This is a genomic window from Candidatus Methanoplasma termitum, assembly GCF_000800805.1.
GTDB classification, from domain to species: Archaea; Thermoplasmatota; Thermoplasmata; order Methanomassiliicoccales; family Methanomethylophilaceae; genus Methanoplasma; species Methanoplasma termitum.
The window spans coordinates 689066-709548 of record NZ_CP010070.1; the positions used below are offsets into that span (position 1 = coordinate 689066).

General features: G+C 48.3%; 17 protein-coding genes. 8 read left to right on the forward strand and 9 right to left on the reverse strand.

The genetic code is table 11. The features are described from left to right. Position 1: 1 nt before the first annotated feature. Together Mpt1_RS03245 and Mpt1_RS03250 are read left to right on the forward strand one after the other, a co-directional pair. Positions 2 to 1183: a Cdc6/Cdc18 family protein gene (locus Mpt1_RS03245; protein WP_048112091.1), complete on the forward strand. Its 1182-nt coding sequence runs from the start codon at positions 2 to 4 to the stop codon at positions 1181 to 1183. A 4-nt stretch (positions 1184 to 1187) separates the two neighbouring features. Then, positions 1188 to 2108, forward strand: coding sequence for a TIGR00269 family protein (locus Mpt1_RS03250; RefSeq protein WP_048112105.1), 921 nt, complete (start codon positions 1188 to 1190; stop codon positions 2106 to 2108). On the opposite strand, the gene Mpt1_RS03255 is transcribed toward Mpt1_RS03250, so the two are convergent. From Mpt1_RS03255 to Mpt1_RS03265, 3 genes are all read right to left on the reverse strand, one after another. Next, a complete protein-coding gene (locus Mpt1_RS03255) occupies positions 2095 to 3126 on the reverse strand; it encodes a radical SAM protein (RefSeq protein WP_048112107.1) in 1032 nt (343 codons plus the stop codon). The genes Mpt1_RS03250 and Mpt1_RS03255 overlap by 14 nt on opposite strands. Further along, positions 3111 to 4517 (reverse strand): cysteine--tRNA ligase, encoded by a 1407-nt coding sequence (gene cysS, locus Mpt1_RS03260; protein WP_048113766.1) that lies wholly within the window; start codon positions 4515 to 4517, stop codon positions 3111 to 3113. The genes Mpt1_RS03255 and cysS overlap by 16 nt, the downstream gene beginning before the upstream one ends. A 68-nt stretch (positions 4518 to 4585) precedes the next feature. Continuing rightward, the gene (locus Mpt1_RS03265; RefSeq protein ID WP_048112109.1) at positions 4586 to 6523 is read right to left on the reverse strand and encodes a phosphoadenosine phosphosulfate reductase domain-containing protein; all 1938 of its coding nucleotides are present in this window, start codon (positions 6521 to 6523) and stop codon (positions 4586 to 4588) included. A 167-nt stretch (positions 6524 to 6690) separates the two neighbouring features. On the opposite strand from Mpt1_RS03265, the gene Mpt1_RS03270 reads away from it, so the two are divergent. Next, on the forward strand, positions 6691 to 7239 hold the full coding sequence (locus Mpt1_RS03270; RefSeq protein ID WP_148305817.1) for a hypothetical protein: 549 nt from the start codon (positions 6691 to 6693) through the stop codon (positions 7237 to 7239). 286 nt (positions 7240 to 7525) lie between these two features. Then, on the forward strand, positions 7526 to 8728 hold the full coding sequence (locus Mpt1_RS03275; RefSeq protein ID WP_082007235.1) for an aminotransferase class I/II-fold pyridoxal phosphate-dependent enzyme: 1203 nt from the start codon (positions 7526 to 7528) through the stop codon (positions 8726 to 8728). Between the two features lie 39 nt (positions 8729 to 8767). On the opposite strand, the gene rmuC is transcribed toward Mpt1_RS03275, so the two are convergent. From rmuC to Mpt1_RS07910, 3 genes are all read right to left on the reverse strand, one after another. Beyond that, positions 8768 to 9982 (reverse strand): DNA recombination protein RmuC, encoded by a 1215-nt coding sequence (gene rmuC / locus Mpt1_RS03280; RefSeq protein WP_048112113.1) that lies wholly within the window; start codon positions 9980 to 9982, stop codon positions 8768 to 8770. A gap of 176 nt (positions 9983 to 10158) precedes the next feature. After that, the gene (locus Mpt1_RS03285) at positions 10159 to 10338 is read right to left on the reverse strand and encodes a hypothetical protein (protein WP_048112120.1); all 180 of its coding nucleotides are present in this window, start codon (positions 10336 to 10338) and stop codon (positions 10159 to 10161) included. A gap of 108 nt (positions 10339 to 10446) precedes the next feature. Next, positions 10447 to 10851 carry a Fic family protein gene (locus tag Mpt1_RS07910; RefSeq protein WP_394295795.1) on the reverse strand — a complete coding sequence of 135 codons (405 nt, stop codon included), beginning with the start codon at positions 10849 to 10851 and terminating at the stop codon, positions 10447 to 10449. Between the two features lie 164 nt (positions 10852 to 11015). Here Mpt1_RS07910 and Mpt1_RS03295 point away from each other — a divergent pair, with 164 nt between their 5' ends. Then, positions 11016 to 12833, forward strand: a complete 1818-nt coding sequence (locus Mpt1_RS03295) for a cobyric acid synthase (RefSeq protein WP_052399268.1) — start codon at positions 11016 to 11018, stop codon at positions 12831 to 12833. Further along, a complete protein-coding gene (locus Mpt1_RS03300; RefSeq protein WP_048112124.1) occupies positions 12830 to 13666 on the forward strand; it encodes a cobyric acid synthase in 837 nt (278 codons plus the stop codon). Before Mpt1_RS03295 ends, Mpt1_RS03300 begins: the two co-directional genes overlap by 4 nt. Here the strand turns inward: Mpt1_RS03300 and Mpt1_RS03305 are convergent. Continuing rightward, entirely contained in the window at positions 13655 to 13849 is a 195-nt protein-coding gene (locus Mpt1_RS03305) for a MoaD/ThiS family protein (RefSeq protein WP_238603150.1), read from the reverse strand. The genes Mpt1_RS03300 and Mpt1_RS03305 overlap by 12 nt on opposite strands. Positions 13850 to 13937: 88 nt before the next feature. Next, positions 13938 to 16388 carry a hypothetical protein gene (locus tag Mpt1_RS03310; protein ID WP_048112128.1) on the reverse strand — a complete coding sequence of 817 codons (2451 nt, stop codon included), beginning with the start codon at positions 16386 to 16388 and terminating at the stop codon, positions 13938 to 13940. A 351-nt stretch (positions 16389 to 16739) separates the two neighbouring features. Here Mpt1_RS03310 and Mpt1_RS03315 point away from each other — a divergent pair, with 351 nt between their 5' ends. Both Mpt1_RS03315 and Mpt1_RS03320 read left to right on the forward strand, forming a co-directional pair. Further along, on the forward strand, positions 16740 to 17294 hold the full coding sequence (locus tag Mpt1_RS03315; protein ID WP_048112130.1) for a hypothetical protein: 555 nt from the start codon (positions 16740 to 16742) through the stop codon (positions 17292 to 17294). Further along, a complete protein-coding gene (locus Mpt1_RS03320; RefSeq protein WP_238603151.1) occupies positions 17291 to 17899 on the forward strand; it encodes a 3'-5' exonuclease in 609 nt (202 codons plus the stop codon). The genes Mpt1_RS03315 and Mpt1_RS03320 overlap by 4 nt, the downstream gene beginning before the upstream one ends. Here the strand turns inward: Mpt1_RS03320 and Mpt1_RS03325 are convergent, their stop codons facing one another. Then, the gene (locus tag Mpt1_RS03325; RefSeq protein WP_048112134.1) at positions 17900 to 20482 is read right to left on the reverse strand and encodes an HAD-IC family P-type ATPase; all 2583 of its coding nucleotides are present in this window, start codon (positions 20480 to 20482) and stop codon (positions 17900 to 17902) included. Position 20483 lies beyond the last annotated feature (1 nt).

Consider the following 20483-nt stretch of genomic DNA (forward strand, 5'->3'; position numbering starts at 1 on the left):
GATGTTCGACAGATCGTCTGCCGTAATAAGGGACGCCAAGAAACTGTCCTTCGAATATGTCCCCGAGAAATTGGTTCACAGGGAAGAGCAGATGCGCCGTCTCGAAACGCTTTTCAAACCAATGATAACGGATAATCTGTCTTGTTCTGCCTTCCTGCACGGAGGCGTAGGGACCGGCAAAACCGCAACTGCGAAAAGGTTCTGTGAAGATGTGCTGAAATATTGCGCCGGTAAAAATAAACAGGTCGGCCTCATATTCATCAACTGCAGGATCAGGAACACCGAGCACGGAGTGTTGATACACCTTTTAAGATATTTTGACTCCGGATTCCCGGACCGCGGGTTCTCCGTCGAAGAGATGCTCAGATCTTTGAAGAGACATATGGATGAGGGAAGCAGACCGTACGTTATCGTGCTGGATGAGGTGGACGTGCTCCTTAAGAACGGCACAAAGGACCTTATGTACCAGCTGACAAGATTCACCGACGAACTGCGCAACTCCTCGGTGTCTCTGATATTGATCTCACAGGAGGCTGTCGTCGAGATGCTGGACACCGCCTCTCTTTCCAGTTTCAAGCGGGCTAACGCCATCAAATTCGACAAATACACAAAGAACGAGCTGAAGGATATAGTTATCTTGAGAGCAGAAGAGGCTCTTGTTCCTAACGCGATGAGTATAGATGTCGCAGACCTTTTGGCGGATATCGGAAAGGGGTTTGGTGACGCCCGCCTTGTGATAGAGATGTTGGAGAAGGCTGCGAACATCGCCGAAGAAAGGTCTGGCGGCAAGTTAATGGCGGATGATGTAAGATCTGCGAATGCGATGATCTACTCTAATGTGTCTGAGAACAAACTCGCAAATCTGGACACTAAAAGGAAGATCGCACTGCTGGCTATAGCGAGGGCAATAAAGGGAGAGCCGTATGTCAGCATAACAAAGGTGGAAAAAACATACGAGGTCGTATGCGAGGAATACGGGCATCCTGCAAGAAAGCATACCCAATTCTGGACATATGTCCAGGATATGGAAAAGATGAATCTTCTGGAAACAATGGTAAGAAGCGAACCGGACGGGGGCAGGACCACATATATTTCCCTTCCGGACATCCCGCCGAAAGAACTTGCAAAGAAATTAGAATATCTCCTTGAAACACCGGTTTCAGATGATTTTGTTGAGTTCTGATAGAATGAAATGCGATCTTTGTTCACACGAGGCAGTAACTTTGATAAGATATAACGGGTCCCACCTATGCGGCGAACATTTTACGTCCTACGTAGAAAAACGGGTGAAGAAAGAAATCCGCAAACAGATCGATGTGAACTCGGGAGACACGATCGCCGTCGCAGTGTCCGGAGGAAAGGACAGCATGGTGACGCTCCATATCCTCGACATGGTCTTCGGAGAAAGAAGGGACATTTCTCTTTGTGCGATAACCATCGACGAGGGCATCGCTGGATACAGACCGCCTAGCATCGATATCGTCAAAGATTTCTGCAGGGAACGCGGCATCACCTCCTATATAAGAGCCTTCTCCGAGATGGAAATGAGCATGGATATGATCGCCGGGGTCACCGGAGATAGCAGCCCCTGCACATATTGCGGTGTCTTCAGAAGAAAGCTGATGAACGACCAGGCCAGAAAGGTCGGCGCCAAGTACCTTGCCACGGGACATAACCTTGATGATATGGCGCAGTCGGTAATGATGAACATCGTAAGGGGAGATGTTGAACGTTTGGCCAGACTCGGACCGCATACAAAAGTGCAGCCCGGATTGATACCGAGGTTCCTCCCCCTGAGGATGATACCTGAGAAAGAATCCCTTCTGTATGCGATTGTCTCCGGGATACCTTTCTGGGACGGAGAGTGTCCATATTACATGGACGCGTTGAGGAATCAATACAGGGACGTTGTGGATCAACTTGAGGACAGATCTCCGGGTTCGAAATTCAGCATCCTTTCTTCATACGATACTTTGAAACCTATGCTGACAGAACATTTTCCGCCCTCCGGGTTACATGCATGCTCCTGCGGCGAGCCCACTCTCGGTGAAAAGTGTAAAGCGTGCGAGTTCCAGTCCGTGCTCGGTAAAAGGATCAGATATCTCTGAACGGCACTATGTCGCAGCAGCCGCACTCTATGCACATGGTGTGACAGTTTCTAGTGTCCAGACCGTATTCAGCAAGCTTCCTCTTCTGCATCCTGGCTAATCGCATTATCCTTTCTGCATCGACTGCAGGTTGTTCCCCGATCGTCGATCTCAACGCGGAGCTGTTCGTTGAATTGATATGGATCGAGCGCACCGTCGGTATTATCCCTCTTGAACAGAAGAACTCGAACATATCTTCTATCTCTTCATCGGTCTCCCCCATCCCGAATATCATATTCGATGTTACCATGCCCGGGCCGAAAACATTAACAGAATACAGAAGCAGCTCAATGATACGGTCATAATCCAGATCGGGACATGCTTTTTCGAATATCTTTCTGTTCGGGGACTGTATATTCAGTTTGATCTCGGTCGCCCCCGCTTCCTTCAGTGCCCTCACGTGTTCTTTTTTTGAAACATAGGGTTCGACACCGATAGGCAGTTCCGGGAACTCTTTTCTGAGCTTTGATACACACGACACAAACCTATCCACTGTCTTATCCACACTGTCCGCGACGCCGCTTGTAAGTGAAACTGACACAACCTTCTGTTTTCCAATGGCTTCTTTCGTCATTCTTACGATATCGTTGTCTGTAAGTCTTTTGTTCAATTCCTTACCTAACAAAGGTGAAACGCAGAAAGCACAGTGGTACATGCACCTTTGGTCAATATTGAAGAACGCCTGTTCGGGGGAATGGTACACAACAGGTTCGATCCTCACTTCATCAAGGAACGGCTCGCCGCCTCTGGTCATTGAGAGTATGCCGTCATTCTCGATAAGAACAAATTCCCCCGAGTCATATGAAATGCTCTTTTTCACTCTGTGTCCGTAAAAAGAGAAAACCGCCGATGATGAACCGGCTCCCGGTCCTGCGGTAGACCTTGACACCCTGAACGGAAAAACAAACCCCTCGGGCAGCCTGACCCCTCCTCCCAGGATGAGTTCGGCTTTTTTCCTTACGTTCACATCTTCTTCCATTTCATACCGTCCGCAGAGTCCTCCAGAACGATCCCCGCTTCAGCTAATTTGTTCCTTATCATATCTGCAAGATCGTACTGTTTCCTTGCTCTGAGCTCTTTGCGGAGTTCGATCAAGACGCCCATGGCCGCGTCGGCTGTTCCGTCATCCTTCATGTCATCATCTTCCGGCAGTATTCCGAGTATGGTGTTGAACTCATCTATCATTTTTATTATCTTTGCGGCGGTCCTCTTTGAAAGGGACTTGTCGGCCATCATCTTGTTCGTCGAGCGTGCGAGTTCGAACATTACCTCTATGGCAATGCTTGTGTTTATGTCATCGTTCATGGCATCCATGAAACGATACCTTGCGCTTTCGAGTATGTCGCAGCTGTCATCGTCCGCTCCGGGGCCTTTCTTTGAGTAGTCAAGCAGCTCGGCATAGTTGTTCTTCAGCCTTTTGAGTGCGGACTGAGCTTCTGTAAGCATATCTTCCCCATATGCAAGGGGGCTGCTGTAATGAGTATTAAGGAAATAGAATCTTATTGTATTGGAATCGAACTTTTTGCTGACATCCCGTACTCTGAAGAAGTTGTTCAGTGACTTAGACATCTTCTCATCCTTTACCTGAAGCATGCCGTTGTGCATCCAATAATTTGCGAGCATGTCGTGCGTTACCGCTTCAGTCTGAAGTATCTCATTCTCGTGGTGCGGGAATATCAGGTCGCTTCCGCCGCCGTGGATATCTATTTTGTCTCCGAGATACTGTTTGATCATCGCCGAGCACTCAATGTGCCAGCCTGGCCTTCCTTTCCCCCAAGGCGAGTCCCATGAGCATTCTCCGGATTTTGCGCCTTTCCACACGGCGAAATCCATCGGGTCCTTCTTCTGCTCGTCGAGGACCACTCTCCCCGATGATTCCATGCTGTCGAGCTTCTGTTTTGAAAGCTTTCCGTACTCCTTGACCTTCCTGACCTCAAAATATACGCTGCCGTCCGGTGTCGGATATGCAAAGCCGTTCGCAATGATCTCTTCTATCATCTCTATTATCGGAGCCATGCTCTCGCTTGCTTTCGGGTATATGTCCGCTCTTTTTATTCCGAGGCTGTCCGCATCTTCGAAGTATCTTTCGATATACCTCGCAGAAAGTTCCAACGGGTCCGTCCCTTCTTTGTTGGCCTTGTTGATTATCTTGTCGTCGACATCTGTGAAGTTGGTGACATGGGTGACATCGTAGCCGATGAATCTCAGATACCTGACCAAAGTGTCGAAGACGATCATGCTTCTGGCGTGGCCCATGTGTATGTCATCGTACACTGTTACTCCGCACACGTACAGCTTGACCTTCCCTTCTTCGATAGGTATGAATTCCTCTTTCTTTTTGGTGAGGTTGTTGTAAATTATTAGGGACATCTTATCACAGCATACTTCCAGGGAACATTTATTGTTTTCCGATGATATCTTTGAGTTCGGGAACCGATTCATATAAGATCGACCGCATCTGCGGCGTCGGCACCGAATTTGACGGCCGGACACGGACCGAAGCAATCCTTACAGAATATGCACTCGTCCTCGTGTATCTCCACCTTTCCGTCCTTCATATACAGCGCTTTCGGGGTGCATCTTGCGACACAGAGGCCGCATCCGATGCATTGTTCTGAACGTACAACCAGTTGGAATGCCTCGTCGATCCTGATCCTTGCATCCTTTTCCACGTTGGCCTTGCAGATGATGGATCCCGCACCGTAGAATGTCACGTAGTCTGCGGAGAGGATGTCGTTCTCCTCATCCAGTTCCACCGACCAACCGATCGCATGCGTGAACGGCTTCAGTTTCTTGAGATCTATGGGTCTTGAAAGCGCAGCCTCTATGCTGTATCCGATCACACACGGAGAATACCCTTCCTGGACCTTCATTGCGATTGGACCCTTGTCTGATACGGCTTTCCTCTTTGTAAATTCCGGAACGTCTTTTCCTGTCACTTTCTTTACCTCTTCGCGTATTGACGGGGGTGCATTCTTCCACCTCCAAAGACCGAAATCTTTCCATTCCACAGGGAGTCCGTTCGCCTCGATGTACTCGCTGAGGAACTTATTCCACTGAGGGGACCTATCGCTGTCCTTGGATATTATCTCTAACTCCGAAAGGTCCGATGCGGGGCAAAGGAAACAACCGATCCTGTCCAATCCTCGTGTGTACCAAACATTGAATGGTTCTTTCTTTGAAAAGATGTATAGCCAGACATGCATCGCACACCAATTCTGTATCGGTGATGCACCCAATTGTCCCGGGGTCCATGGGTTCCTCCAGACCCTTGGTTTTTCGCTTCTTGCTTCGGACTCGTATTTACGCTGTCCGATAAAAGATAAAACGCCGTCGGGGAAGTTCTTGTTTATCGCCGCAACAGTCGGTCCGAGTTTATTGGTCTTACAGCACCATCTGAAATCCTTTGCCGGCGGCCCGAAGAAACGAACATTCCCGAAGAATGCATCGGTCGGTGCCTTCTCTTCGATCAGAGTCAGACCGTGCCTCTTCACGACATCGTGAACGTGCTGGACCGTCTCGGACAGCTCCAATCCGGTGTCGATGAAAAGGATCGGAATATCCAATCCGGCATCAAGTGCCAGCAGCAAACATGCGAGACTGTCCTTTCCCCCAGAAAAAGAAACTGCCGCGGGGAGATCGTTCCTCTCGATCGTGTTCTTCATGAAGCCGACCGCTTCGTTAACTCTCTTGTCGATTATGCTCTGATTAGCCGCAACTACATCGTCCCAAGTGTGTTCAATCTGCAAATCTGTGAACTCTTCCGTTTTGTACCATCTTGTCTTGACGGCTACGCCTTTATCGCTGTTCTTCATCTCTTCCGCAGACATCTTGGCGTTTCCGGTCGCAACAACGTTCATGTCCGGATCTACGATGATGACCTCATCACCGATCTTTACATCGGGGTGTGCGTCATTCACTCCGGGTGCCATCAGGTTCTTGCTTTCTTTGATGAATTTGACAGCACCGGCATCGCACACGACATATCCCTTGGACAATTTCTTTCCTATCCGCAACGCACCCTGCATCCTGGCGATGAACTTCCATCCGTTGCCGATGTCGTATCTGATCGCTCCGACTATCGCGCCGTCGACAACGACCTCGTCCATCCTGTCTACGGATGGCGCCTTGCTCATCAGCACAATATGGCCGTCGGGGAGCAGCGCCTTTCCCGCACCCTCCCCGAAATCATCATCGACAAGTCCTCTCACTAAACTGATGTCGTGATCGAACGCGGGGCGCGCATCGGCGGGCGGGGTCAATTCGATCTCTTTTGTTTCGGCACCGCATACCGGGCAGAGTTTGCTCTCCATTATCGGAAGGTTGCATGAATAACACCACCTGAGATGATTCTTACCCAGTATCATTGCGCCCATGCCGTCAGCTATATCGGGCAGAGATAAAAATCAAACGGTGTGACCGTGTTATAATTAAAATGGAAATGTAGGCTACATGTAATAGCTTTATTTTATATCAACAGGCAGACTGAAACATCATTCATGGAAGAAAAAATAATTCGGATCCGGATGTTCCTTTGGACTCTTTGGTTCCCATAAAATCATTTGACGATACAAGAAGTAATCAGAATAGATGGAGAAATAACATGCATAGCAATAGTTTTGATGCAACTACTGCAAATGCAGTCCAAACGCTGAAAGAAGATTTCGACAGGCAGTTAGAGTTGGTTTCTGATAGACAGAATACAATGGTGCAATCAATAGGTATCATTTTGGCATTTGCGTCTGTTCTGCTTATGGAAACCATACAGATGGTACATCTAAGCCACAGCAGCGTTCCTGGTATTGCATCCGTTATTGCGCTTTTTACATGTTGCCTTATCGGCATAGCAACCATCTGGGAGTGGAAAAGTTGGAGTCTCCACACCGGTTTTGATTTATACGAAATAATTGAGGTCTTTAACAAAAGGGATTTTGTTAGATTCTACTCCTTACTCTTTGAGGGGGCAGTCAGGTCGTACGAATCTATGTCTGACAATAACTATATCCTTAAAAGGAGAATAACATATCTTGTGTTGTCATTGGTGACAGGAACAGCGTTCGCAGTAATTGGCATGGTGATAGAATGGGCATAAGGAACATATTTAAAAGAAGAGAAAGGCCCTCCACAGAAGGTCTTCAAAGTGGGGAGCAAAAAAATATGAAAACCCAAAAGGTCATATTACCGCCAATGGATGAGAACGGTCGCTGGATCCAGGATAGACCCATCAACGGTAAGCGTTGAATTTCACCAAAACACTTACGGTGCACGTGGGATTTCAAACACCATATGCGTCGCCAACTTCGATTTTTCATATTTACAACTGTCTCACAATACTGTTTAAATAACTAAACCAACTTTTCGAGCCTGGTGAATCAAAAATGCAGAAGATGAAAGCTTCAAGCAGGGCAATGAGCATGGACTACGCGATACGCGAGGTAACAGTTCCAGCCGCAGCAGCTGCAAAGAGGGGTATGAAGCTTTACAACTTCAACATCGGAGACCCGAACAAATGGGACTTCGAGACACCGGAATACTTCAAATCAACGCTCAGGCGCGCTGTGGACTGCATCGATAACGGATACGGCGACTCACAGGGAGAGATGTCTCTCAGAAAAGCGATAGTCGACCGAGAATACGAGAAACACGGTGCGAGAATAGATGCTGACCGAGTGTACATCACAAGCGGGGTCAGCGAGGGGATCAACGTCCTTATGGCGACGCTTCTCGAACCGGGGGATGAGGTTCTCCTTCCGGGTCCGGGATATCCCTCTTACGCCCAGTATATCCGCTTCTACGGCGGCAAGGTCGTACCGTACAGACAGATCGAAGAAGAGGATTGGAGATTGGACGTCGATATGGTCCGCAAAAGGATCACAAATAAGACCAGAGCGATCGTTGTCATCAACCCGAACAACCCTACTTCGGCCGTTTACAGTGAAAAGACCATCAGAGAGATGGGGGACATCGCAGCTGAATACGGGATACCGCTGATCTCCGATGAGATTTACGACAAACTGATGTTCGAGGGAAAATACTTCTCGGCGTCTCAGCTTCCGTCGGACGTTCCGAGGGTGATATTCAACGGATTCTCGAAAGTGAATCTGATGCCCGGCTGGAGGGAAGGTTACTGTTACTTCATGTATGAAGACGATTTCATGGATGATATCCGCGAGGGAATGATGAAACAGCTCCGCACAAGGATCTGTCCCAACGTCCCCTGCCAGGAGGCTGCGAGGGTATCCCTGCAAGGTCCTCAGGATTACATAGTGGACATGAACAAAAGACTGAAAGAAAGAGGGGATTACTCATACAAAAGATTGAACGAGATCCCGGGGATCACCACCAATAAAGCAAAGGGTGCTTTCTACATGTTCCCGAAGGTCGAGCTTTACGACTGGAAGACCGATAAGGATTTTGTGATCGACCTGATCAACGAAGAGGGAGTGGTCTTTGTTCACGGCTCAGGCTTCGACAGTGAGTTCGGAGGAGGTCATTTCAGAACTATTCTGTTACCGCCGATGAACATCATCGAAGAGGCGTACGACAAGCTCGAGAAGTTCATGATAAGGCACAGCAGATAAACTTTAAAGTGCCTGCGGAACTCCGCAGGCACATGTGTTTTAATCGGCTGGGTCATCAGAGATATAACCGGTGATCAACGGCTGTTTCTCACTCTGTGTTTCTGAGACAGACTTCAGGCTGCGTTCTATCGCTCTTGTACGGGTGCCGACGGAATCGATCTCTTTCGCAGCTGAATCGATCTTCTTTTTTATGTTATCGACAACGTCCCCGAACTTCCTGAACTCGGTCTTCACCACACCCAATATCTCCCAGACCTCGTTGGAACGGCGTTCTATCGCAAGCGTCCTGAATCCCATCTGCAGACTCGAAAGGAACGCAGCAAGGTTCGTGGGTCCCACCACTGTTACCTTGAACGACCTCTGGAGTGTTTCGAACAACTCTGTCCTGCGTACTATCTCGGCATAGAGACCTTCTGTCGGGACGAACATTATCGCAAAGTCGGTCGTCACGGGCGGGTTGATGTATTTATCGTGGATGTCCTTGGCGCATTTTTTGACCGATGCCTCAAAGCTGTTCGACACAGACCTCATTTCATTATCCGGTATGCGGGCCTCAATGGCATCAAGCAGCCTTTGGTAGTCCTCCGTCGGGAACTTGGAATCGATCGGAAGCAGCAATGTCCTGTCGGAACTGTTCTTGTCAGGCAGTTTTATCACATAGTCGACGCGCTCCTGACTCCCTTCTTTGACCGCCTTTTGTGCTTCGAATTGATTGAATGACATTATTTGCTCAAGAATGGAGCCTAATTGTATCTCACCCAGATTGCCTTTGGTCTTGACATTGATGAGTACCTTCCTAAGATCATCTACGCCTGAAGCAAGCTGCTTCATCTCCCCGAGGCCTTTATGCACCTGCTCAAGCCTTTCGCTGATGAGTTTGAAAGACTCGTTGAACCTTTTTTCAACAGTCTCTTTCAGATTCTCGTCTACGGTCTTCCTCATCTCTTCAAGCTTCTTTTCATTCTCTGCGCGGATCTCTTTGAGCTGAAGGTCGATCGCCTGGCGCATCTTCTCCTGTTGTATGCTCTGTTCCTCTCTGTTCTCGCGTGCGGCCCTGTTGTTCTCTTCTCTGTTACGAACGAATTCGCTGCGTATCATAGGATCGAATTTCTCAAAAGATGATTCCATTGAAGCAAGCCTGTTCTCAAGCCTCGGCGATATGTTGGTCTCGTTCCTTTTTCTAACGCTGATGAAGATGTTGACAACTACCAATACACACAGCAAAGCCAATATCACAACGATCGATGCATCCATATTTTTCCCTATCTTTGGAGAGGGGTCCTTTAGTTTATAAAGAAAATCGGGGGGTGTCCGAAAGTACCGAAAGTACGAAAAATTTGTTAGAAATTGTATGTGAGCGCAAATGATCAACGACTGGTTTTTAAATTCGCCCCATACGTCCGGCTATGTGGGCAGATGCTTATTCTTTCTTACTTCCTCTTCTTACCTTCTTTCTTTGCGATGACCTCTCCGTTCTCATCGGAAAGTGTGCTTACCTCGATGTCTCTCTCATCCACGTTCTGGAAGTAGGCCTTTGCCTCCGAGAGGTTCTCGAATTCTTTCTTGCTCTCGTATCCATCGTCATACTTTGTTTCTACTTTGTACGCCATTTTTTAACACTCCTATTGTGTCCATGATTTCATTGATCAAATGCAAGCCATGCACAGTATCTTCTTGTATTTAAGAGCCACACAGATCATAAGATTCTGAATCGAAAATTATTTGCACAATTCTCTGCCTTTCTTTGTCAGCACGTATTTTTGCAGTTTGCTGCTCGGTTTGTCTGGGACTGTCATTTCAATGTATCCTTTGATTGTAAGGGGCTCGATGTTGCGCTTGAACGCCCTGAAGTCGTTCTTTAGACCGATCTCTGAGAAGATCTCATTACGTGACGGGCTTTTTTCTTCGAGAGCTTTCAGAACAGATAGCGTTTCTCCCGAAACGGACTCATCTCTGTGCTCATCTCTGTGCTTTTCCTGTATTTTTACAATATCGAGAAGCGCAGACAGAGTGAATTCTATGAATGGGGCAGAATCGTCTGCATTTCTTGCTTCATCAAATAACGTAAAATCATGTAAATTTTTTGTAAATTTTTTTATTAGTGATATTTTTAAGAAAGTAATCTTTCTTTAAATTGCCTTTACGAAAAATTCTGACAATTTTTTCTTTGATCATTCCCGCACCCATCATCACACTTTGCACCTGAAATATACCAACGACCTCATGAACCGCAATATCTGATGCAAAGTTATTATCTGAATATCCGTATTCTTGTCCGAAGGATAAGATGGACAACATAACAAAAAAAGTGAAAGAAGAGATCGACTGCGGGTGGATAGGCTCGAACGAGCTTTGTCCATACCATCCCTGCCATTTCACCGGCCAGGACTGCACGTTCTGCTTCTGCCCATTCTATCCCTGCCGCGATGCGGACCTCGGCCAGAATATAATTTCCAAGAGAGGTTCCGAAATTTGGGACTGCTCCCCGTGTCTGTTCATACATCGTCCCGCGGTGGCGAAGTTCGTTATGTCAGAAATAAAAAGAATGGGCATTACCGATCCAAAGGATCCGAGGATCAAGGACATATTCCCTGCCGCTAAAGCAAGATTCTACAAAGAAGGAAGATCGATCATGTTCCTCGGCGCAACATCGGATGCGGGGAAATCGATCACTGTCGCAGCCGTCTGCAGGATCCTCCACAGAAAAGGGTACATCGTAACTCCTTTCAAATCCCAAAATATGAGTTTGAACTCCAAGGTAACTAGGAAAGGACATGAAATCGCAATGATCCAGACCTTGCAGAGCGAGGCCGCGGGCCTAAAGAATCCCGATGCACATATGAACCCCATACTCATGAAACCGAAAGGCGACATGATGTCCCAGGTTATCGTTGAAGGTGAGCCCTACGGCGACTATAACGTCACAGATTACTACGAGAAGTTCGTACCCGGCCCCGGCGTTGAGATCGTAAAAAGGAACATTGGTTTCCTGAAGAAACATTATGACTTTGTTGTAATGGAAGGTGCCGGCTCTCCGGCTGAGATCAACATCTACAACAGAGATATCGCGAACATGGGCGCCGCAAGAATCGCCGACGCTCCATGCATACTCGTTGTGAACGTTGAGTGGGGAGGCTCCTTTGCATATGCAGTCGGCACTGTGGAACTTCTCCCCGAAGAAGACAGGAAGAGGATCAAAGGGATAATACTCAACAACATCCGCGGGGACATCTCGAAAATGGAATCCGGGGCAAGGGAATTAGAGAGGATCATAGGCATCCCGGTCATAGGTCTTATTCCGCATGCGGAACTGGAGCTCCCTCACGAGGACTCCGAAGCGTTCAGGGGTGTAAAGAGCAGAGGCACGGGGAAGATGAAGATAGCTGTCATCAAGCTCCCCAGAATATCGAACTTCACAGATCTTGATCCTCTTTATGTAGAGGATACAATGGTCACATTCGTGACCGACCCCGAAGATCTGGAAGGCACGGATGCTATAATCATACCCGGGACAAAGAACACGATCAACGACCTGAAATGGATGAAAGAAAAAGGTCTCGACAAAGCGATCGTCAAACTTAAGGGAAAGGTTCCGATACTCGGAATATGCGGAGGATACCAGATGATGAGCAGATCGCTGGAAGATCCTAATGGTATCGAAGACAGACCGGCGGGAACGACAAAGGGGTTGGGTCTCTTCAACAATATAGCCAGATGGAATGAATACAAAAAGGTGACGATCCTTGACGAGGGGGTTCTCATCCGAACTGGGGAACCGATCACAGGCTTCGAGATACATATGGGGATCAGCGAAACGCATGAAGAGCCGCTGTTCAGGATGGAGCGCATATCCGGAGAAGAGCTTGAAGGTTCGTTCAGAGAGAAAGAGATGTTGTTCGGAACATATCTTCACGGAATTTTAGAAAAGCCGGCGTTCAGAAGATTCTTCCTTTCGTTCGTGAAGGGAGGAAAAGAGATACTCTCAAGAACGGAACCGAAAGACTATGACGACCTGATAGAAGAGAACTTAGAGAAATTGGCAAATGTTTTCGAGAGGAACCTCGATATGGGAAAACTAATGGAAATACTGGGGGAGGAACAATGAAGAAAGTGATCTTCCTGGGTACTTCTTCCGGTGCCGGGAAAACAACTGTCACCGCATTATACTGCAGATATCTGAAAAGAGAAGGCATCAGCGTCGCACCGTTCAAGGCCTCCAACCTTGCTTTGAACTCATTCGTCACTAAAAATGGGAATGAGATAGGTACCGGGCAGGCTTTCCAGGCATGGGTGTCTGGAATAGAGCCAACAAGCGAAATGAACCCGGTGCTGCTGAAACCATGCGGGAACGGGATAATGCAGCTGGTCGTGAACGGCAGAATTCAAGGCAGCATCTCTGACAAAGAACCGATGGATAGGAAAGCGGTGATGAAGAGTGCCTGCGAAGCCTTTGACAGACTGTCTGAAAAATACGACGCTGTCGTCTGCGAAGGCTCCGGATCGCCGGCCGAATTGAACCTTATGGAGAGAGATATCGCCAACATCGGAATGATGAGAGAGCGCAACATACCGGCCATCTTGATAGGAGATATCGAAAGGGGCGGCGTGTTCGCCGCTTTGTACGGGACCTGGCTGCTTATGCCCGAGGATGTCCGTCCCTTGCTGAAGGGATTCATCATCAACAGGTTCAGGGGGGATCCGACGATACTTGATAGCGCCATTCAAAAAATAAAAGAACTGACAGGAATGGAATTCATAGGAACCATTCCTTATGTGGACCTTAAATTCCCGGAGGAAGACTCCCTTTCGAATAGCGGAGGGAGGCTTGAGGGCCCTAACCTTGTGGATGCTTTCATTGCCAACGCAGACAGTTTGTTAGAGACATCCGAGGAATACGGGCTCGATCTGAAGAAGATAGATGATATCTCATCCGCCTGATGCGACCTTGACCGCTTTGATCACGTCCCCGTCTGCGATCTGAGTATCCATCGGGACAGGTCTCCCGTTCATCATAAAGACGAACGCGTCCGGAATAAAGCCGATTGAACGTACCGCGTCGCAGATGGTTGTTCCGGGATCTACGCCGTACTCTTTGTTTAGGACCGTTATTTTTGCTGCCACATTATAACAGATGTACAGCTTTTATTTTGATTTTTTGAAAAAGAAAAGAGTGAAGAAGTTTCATGTTTCCGAGAAAAGCAACTCTGTCTTACATAAGCGAGAGTTCCAAGTACTCTTTCCTGTTCTCCATCGCCACGACGATCGGAAGGCCCGACACTGTCCTGCCATCCTTCACGGCCGCGGTTATTGTCACTACGGAGTCTCTCTTTGCCCTTACTCTGCACTTGCCTTTAGAGTTCGTATAGACCGTACCGCCGCGGATCTTTCCGCCCTTCTCTACGCTGTATGTCACACCCACTCCTGAGATTACCTCGCCGTTATTCGCCACACTGATAAAGAGACCTGATCTGATCCTAAGCAGGAAAAGTGCAAGCAAAGCTGCAATGATCAGCAGTATCAAAAGTCCTATCGCCAATAACCCGATACCGCTCGTTCCGCCTGAATCGACATCGCTTGAATCCGACCGTGTTGCTACCGCACTCGCAATGGTTATAATATGGTCGGACTGCACATTATAGAAGGTGTACTGCCCGCTGTTGACATTCCCATTAAAGAGCTGGTCCCCATCTATCAACACAGATGTGATAACATTCCCCGCTCCCGCAGTGAATCTGAACGTCATATCCGTTCCTCCGAGAACATTAAAGGTTCCGTTTGGCGATATTGTCGCTCCTTTATCTGAAGTTGCGGTGATGATGTATTCTGACTTTCCGGGGACATCTGGTACGCCAAGAGTACCCGGGGGAGCGACTTTTTCCGCAACGCTGGTGACAGATATCGAATGATCCGCAAGAACACCGAAGAATGTGTACTGCCCGCTGCTGACCTTCCCGTTGAATAGGGGAACACCGTCGATCTTGACTGAAGTTATCACATATCCGCTCTTTGCATAGAAGTCGAATGTCTTGTCTGTTCCCGCCTGAACAGCGACAGCCCCTCTGGGGGATATGACGGAACCAGAGTCTGATGTTGCGGTGATGTTGAGGTCTGCCTGTGCGGCGGGACCGAAAATAGCTGTTACAGACCTGTCGGAGCCCATGATCAGATTATATTGAAGATTTGTTCCGAACGCTTCTCCGCTCCACTCTACAGTGCCTCTGACTGACGGAGCTGCGGTCAGGACAACATCAGCCACGTTTGTCGGTACGTAGACCTCTCCGCTTGAGCTGAGTGTGCCGTATGATCCCGTTCCGTCGCTTACTTCCACTGAACCGCTGCCGACGATCGTTATGGTTACTGTGTAATGGGGTCTCATGAAGTCGACCGATGCGCCGCTTGTCATAAGCTCTCCGCCCGTCTTCACGATCGGGCTGTTGTCATAGCCGTTGAGTCCGAAGACGAAATCGTCTGCGCTTCCCGTGGTTGTGAATGCAGACATCATCTTTGCTTCTGCTCCTGTCCCTAGACCTGTCAGAAGATCGATCGTCATATTGAATGGTGCCGGGAGTTCTGCCTCCACCGCATTTGCTGATGCGGGGTTCGCTGTGAACTTTACCGTATTTCCTATTTTGCCTGCTGTTCCGAGCAGATTGCCCTCGGACAACATCACAAGAATGTTATCGGTCTGGCCGTAGTGGCCGAGACCATCTGTACCCGCTCCTATGTCCGGAGATATACCATCTCCGCTTTTTGCGGTCACCTTGGTATTTTCACCGTAGATCAGGATGTCGCCGCTGTCTCCGCCGTAGACAACGGACAGCCAATTGTATATGCAGCTGCCACCACCGATGCCTGCGCCGGAACTATTGCCATAATGTCCGCCAGTCGCCTCTACGTCGCCGCCGGATATTGTGATCGTGCCGCAGAAGGATTGATTACCTGCGCTGCCGATCCCCGCGCTGCTGCTTCCGCCAAACGCTTTGATCGTGCCGCCGGTGATCGTGATCGTGCCGCCGCTCTCTTGAACCCCGTAGCCGCCCCCGATGCCTGCAGCCCCGCTGTTCCCGGAACCGCCTATCGCCGTCACAGTGCCGCCGTTTATAGTAATGCGGTCAAGATAAGTGCCTGCACCGCCCCCGATGCCTGCACCGTACGCTCCGCCTCTTGCATACACAATGCCGCCGTTTATGGTAACAGATCCGCCGGAATAGCCCGACCCCGAACCTATGCCTGCATTCATATGGGCATTGGCTGTCGTGATGTATCCGCCGTTGATGGTTATGTCGCCGCATATGCTCAAACTGCCTATGCAAGCGTTGTATAGACGGCTGTAAACCGTCAGGCTGCCGATCCTTTCAATATCGGTCGATTGAGCATATATTGTCAGACTGTTAGGCGCGGTCACATCGATCGGACCGCCTAATATCGTCACACAATAATCGGCAAGGATGATGTGCACATCACCATTTATTGTGATGGGGACAGCGTATTGTATATCAGGGATGAGTGTCCCGGTGAAAAGATACCATCCCGAATCCAGTGTTATCTGGGAAAGATGATCCACTATTGTCACATTATCTTTGAATTGAGTTGTTCCGTTCTCGTCTATGTATGGCACGCCGCTCTGCGTATCTGCATCGTCAGCGGGCGCTAATGACACGACCCCTGCAACAAGAACTGATACTGCGGCAATAAATAATGCTGTCTAAATGATTTTTGATCCTTTGAGGATGATTTTCTTTTGCATTTTTCTACCACCAATGGTATATTTTTCCATTTCATGCAGATAGATCGGTGCCTGGACCTTTCATGGAGCCCATGAAACCTGATTACAGCCCCCTTTCCCCACAATGAATGTATAGCGAAGTATGTAAAAACGGTATTTAAAATATGGTCTGAAAAAAATATGTAGTTGTATTGCCCACCAAAATGAACGAACCATAAATCAAAATTATTCGCCTGGGGATCCACTACAATCGGTTCTTTATATCTTGAGACTATCAGCGAACGCATGAAGAAGCTTAAGGCAGCAGTGTTCATGATAACGGCGATCTCAATGGTCGTTCTGTTTTTTGCACCGCCTTCATTTGCTTCGGACGGGACCGTAGTGATCCAATACGACCCGACCAACGACATAGATGCCACGATACCAAAAACGATACAGAAAGGAGGTACTCTGGAAATATTAGCTTTTTCAGACAAGTATGACCTTGGAAAAGCCGGGATGATGCTGTATATCCTCGATCAATACGGCGAACCGGACCGCACAACATCAGGACGACCTCTGAGCGATCCGCCCACTCTCCAGAAGGACGGCTCATATCGATTTGTTTTCTACAACGTCACAGAGAATGTGGAGGTTAGCTTTGCACTGCCGCTCCCGCTGAAAGAACACAATCAGTCAGAAACCCCCGGTGAGGACCTCATTGTTATCGAAGCAGACAACACAATAACGGTCGCAATTATGTTTGTGTCCGTTATCGCCGGAGTGATAATGCTTGTCATCATGGCAACGGTCATGAGGATATTGGATCGATCCTCAGCAAGATCAAGGGTGGCATCGTGAATATTGAGGATTACTTCAAGGCTGCTGATGAGATCTACGTAATTGATACCGAGACAACAGGCCTTGGCGGCGGACCTAGAGACCTTGTCGTGGATATAGGTATTTGCTCGGTCGATCTCGAAAAAGGTCTTGTTAAAGACGTATATTCCTCAGTTGTGGGTTATGACATTACAGATTGGGGAGACCACAGAACAAAGGCCTGGATCTTCGAAAATACAGATCTGACCTTGGATGCTGTTGCGGCAGCAAGACCCTTCTCCAATGTGAAAAAGGATGTTATCGATCTGCTCAGAGGAAAGACTGTTACTTCATACAACGTACCCTTCGACATGGATAGTTTCCTTTTCAGAGAGCCGTGGTGTCTGAGGGGGATATTCAACGTCTGCACGGACATAATGAAAGCTGCCACGGATGTCTGTAAACTCCCCAGCGAGTTCTACGGAGTGAGCTACAGGTTCCCTAAGCTTGACTACGCTTACAGAACGATTGCAAGCGGCGACCCCGCCGGTGTAGGCGACAAACAATGCCACCGTGCTATGTCGGATGCCAAAATGGCATCATATATTATGATAGAGATGTACAAGTCCGGGAACTATCGTCCCTGATCATTCTTCTCTTTCTTGCTCCCGATCGACAGTCTTTTCGAATCCGGTCTCGGCTGCATCTGCTATTCTGTTCATCAGCCTGCTCTTCAACAAGAAAACCGCAACGAAGAACCATAACACAACGAACCCGAAGATCAACAAGAAATACTCCGGCGGGAACACAACGAGCGATACTAATCCTACTGCGACCTGCGGTATGTTATACACCAATGCAACGAGGGCAAAAAGCAGCAGTGCCAGTATCGATGGTTTGAGATCTCTGGAGACCTCTCCGTTGATGGAATAGAACTTAAATAAGGGGTAAATCAGGAACAGTTGAGCTATTCCCGAAAGAATAAGGAAAGTAAGCATTGCATTCCTTGCTGTCACCTCAGTAAATGTTTCCGGGCTTGAGCCGTAAGTTATCATCATGTGATCCAAAAAAGTGCGTCCCAGATAGGGATCGTCAAAACTGTTCCACATCGGGGAACTTCCGTAACTGTTATAGATCCCTTCGTAGAAGCTCTTTCCGAGATCGAATGTGCCGTTATCTGTGAAATGTGAGAAAACGAAATACACAATGAACCCAAACACAGCGATTATCACCGCCATCGGTATCGAGAATCTCAGCACCCCCGGCAATATCATAGCTTTGTTGCTCGACGGCTTCGCCCATATGGCCATCAGGAATGCGGCGAAAGAAACGGATGCAAGCGCATACAACGTATTCTGTACGGGCAGCATGGAGATCTTCCCTATTACAAGCATGAAAACCCCGATCACAATTGCAAGCACGAAGTTCCTTGTGAGATACAGACGAAGGATATCCCTCATTCCGGTGACCGTCCTTTTTCCCTCGGTAATTGCTTTCGGAAGTGCAGAGAATCTGTCGTCCACCAGGACCATGTCTGCGACCCCTCTCGCTGCGCCGCTGCCGCTTTGCAATGCAACGCCTACATTAGCTGATTTGATCGCTCTGACATCATTTACCCCGTCCCCGACCATCGCAACATAGCGTCCGTTCTTCTTTAGCGAGTTAATGACCATCTCTTTCTGCTCGGGTTTCATCCTACCGAAGATATTTGTTCTTACAACAACATCATCGATATCGTCTTCGGAGAGAGAATCCAATTCATTGCCTGAAATGATGTTCCTCTCTCCGGGTATCTCCGCTAGAGAGAACAGTGCGTTGATCGTCTCCGGGTCATCGCCGGATATAACTTTGAGTTCCATGCCGTTCGTCTGGAATTCATCTATGATCTTTCTGCAGTCATGCCTTACTTCATCCCTTATTGCGATCAATGCTACAAGCTTGAGTTCGGGTATAATCGGTTCTTCTCCGTCAAATAATTGCATATCGGGGCCGCTGCAAATGACCACTGTCCTCAATCCTTTTCTGGATATCTCCGAAACCTTATCCGAAATGTCGGCACCCTTCACATGTCCCTTAAGCGACGGCCACGCCCCCATGAATATCGTCTGTGCTGTTCCTTCCGATGATACTCTTACGGCACTGTATTTCCTATCTGAAGAGAACGGGACCTCTTCCATAAGGGTGGATTCCTTCGGCCCGAACTCTTTCTCCAACGCCTTCACCGTGCGATTCTTGCTTCCCGTAGAGGATGCGAAGACCCGGATTATATTCTCAGCTTCATTTTCATCTATGAAGGCTTCCATTCCTTCGTAAACAAGATTATTTGTGGTTATCGTCCCCGTCTTGTCCATACAAACTGTGTCTACGTGGCTCATCGACTCAACGGAGTTCGAGTTCTGCAGCAGCACGCCGCTGTTGGCCATCCTCACGGCGGCGATCATGTATGTTATAGTTATCAGAAGGAATAATGCGATCGGAACAATGTCGAGGGCAACAACCGCCTTCATTGCCATGAGTTTAGGTCCGTCAGCAACAATGGTGTTTCGTACCGCGATGATTAGCACAAAAACCAATGCGGTGATCATCAGTATGTTCGTGATGGTCGTTGTTTCTCTCTGCAAAGGAGTTTTCTTTTTTTTGTACTTCTTGGCGCTTTCCAGCATCTTTGATGCAAAGGTGTCCTCTCCCAGAGCCGTTACTTTATAGTGACCGCTTCCGGTTATACAGAACGCGCCAGAATGTATCTCGTCTCCGTCGCGCTTCCTTATAGAATTGGATTCCCCGGTCAACAACGATTCGTCCATCTCCAGCGATGCCGAGTATAATACTTCGCCGTCGACAAGTGCCTGATCCCCCGATGACAGAGGGATTATGTCATCCATCACTATCTTGGACGGATCGATCTGTATCTCCTCACCGTTTCTGAGAACATGCACGGTGGGTCTCAGGAGCAAAGCTATTTTGTCCAGCCTTCTTTTTGCCCTCATTTCCTGTACTGTAGCAATCAAAATGTTGAGTAGAATGACACCTACTGCGGATATGGCGCTGATCGGTTCGTTGAAATAAAGAAGAGCTGCGCCGAGAATGAACAATATCAGGTTGAAAAGCGTGAGTATGTTCTTCGCCAAGATGTCCAGATAGCTTCTGCTCACCTGCGATTCGAATTTATTGACCTTTCCTTGGGATATCCTCTCTTTGACCTCTTCATCAGTGAGTCCCCGCAGTTCCATA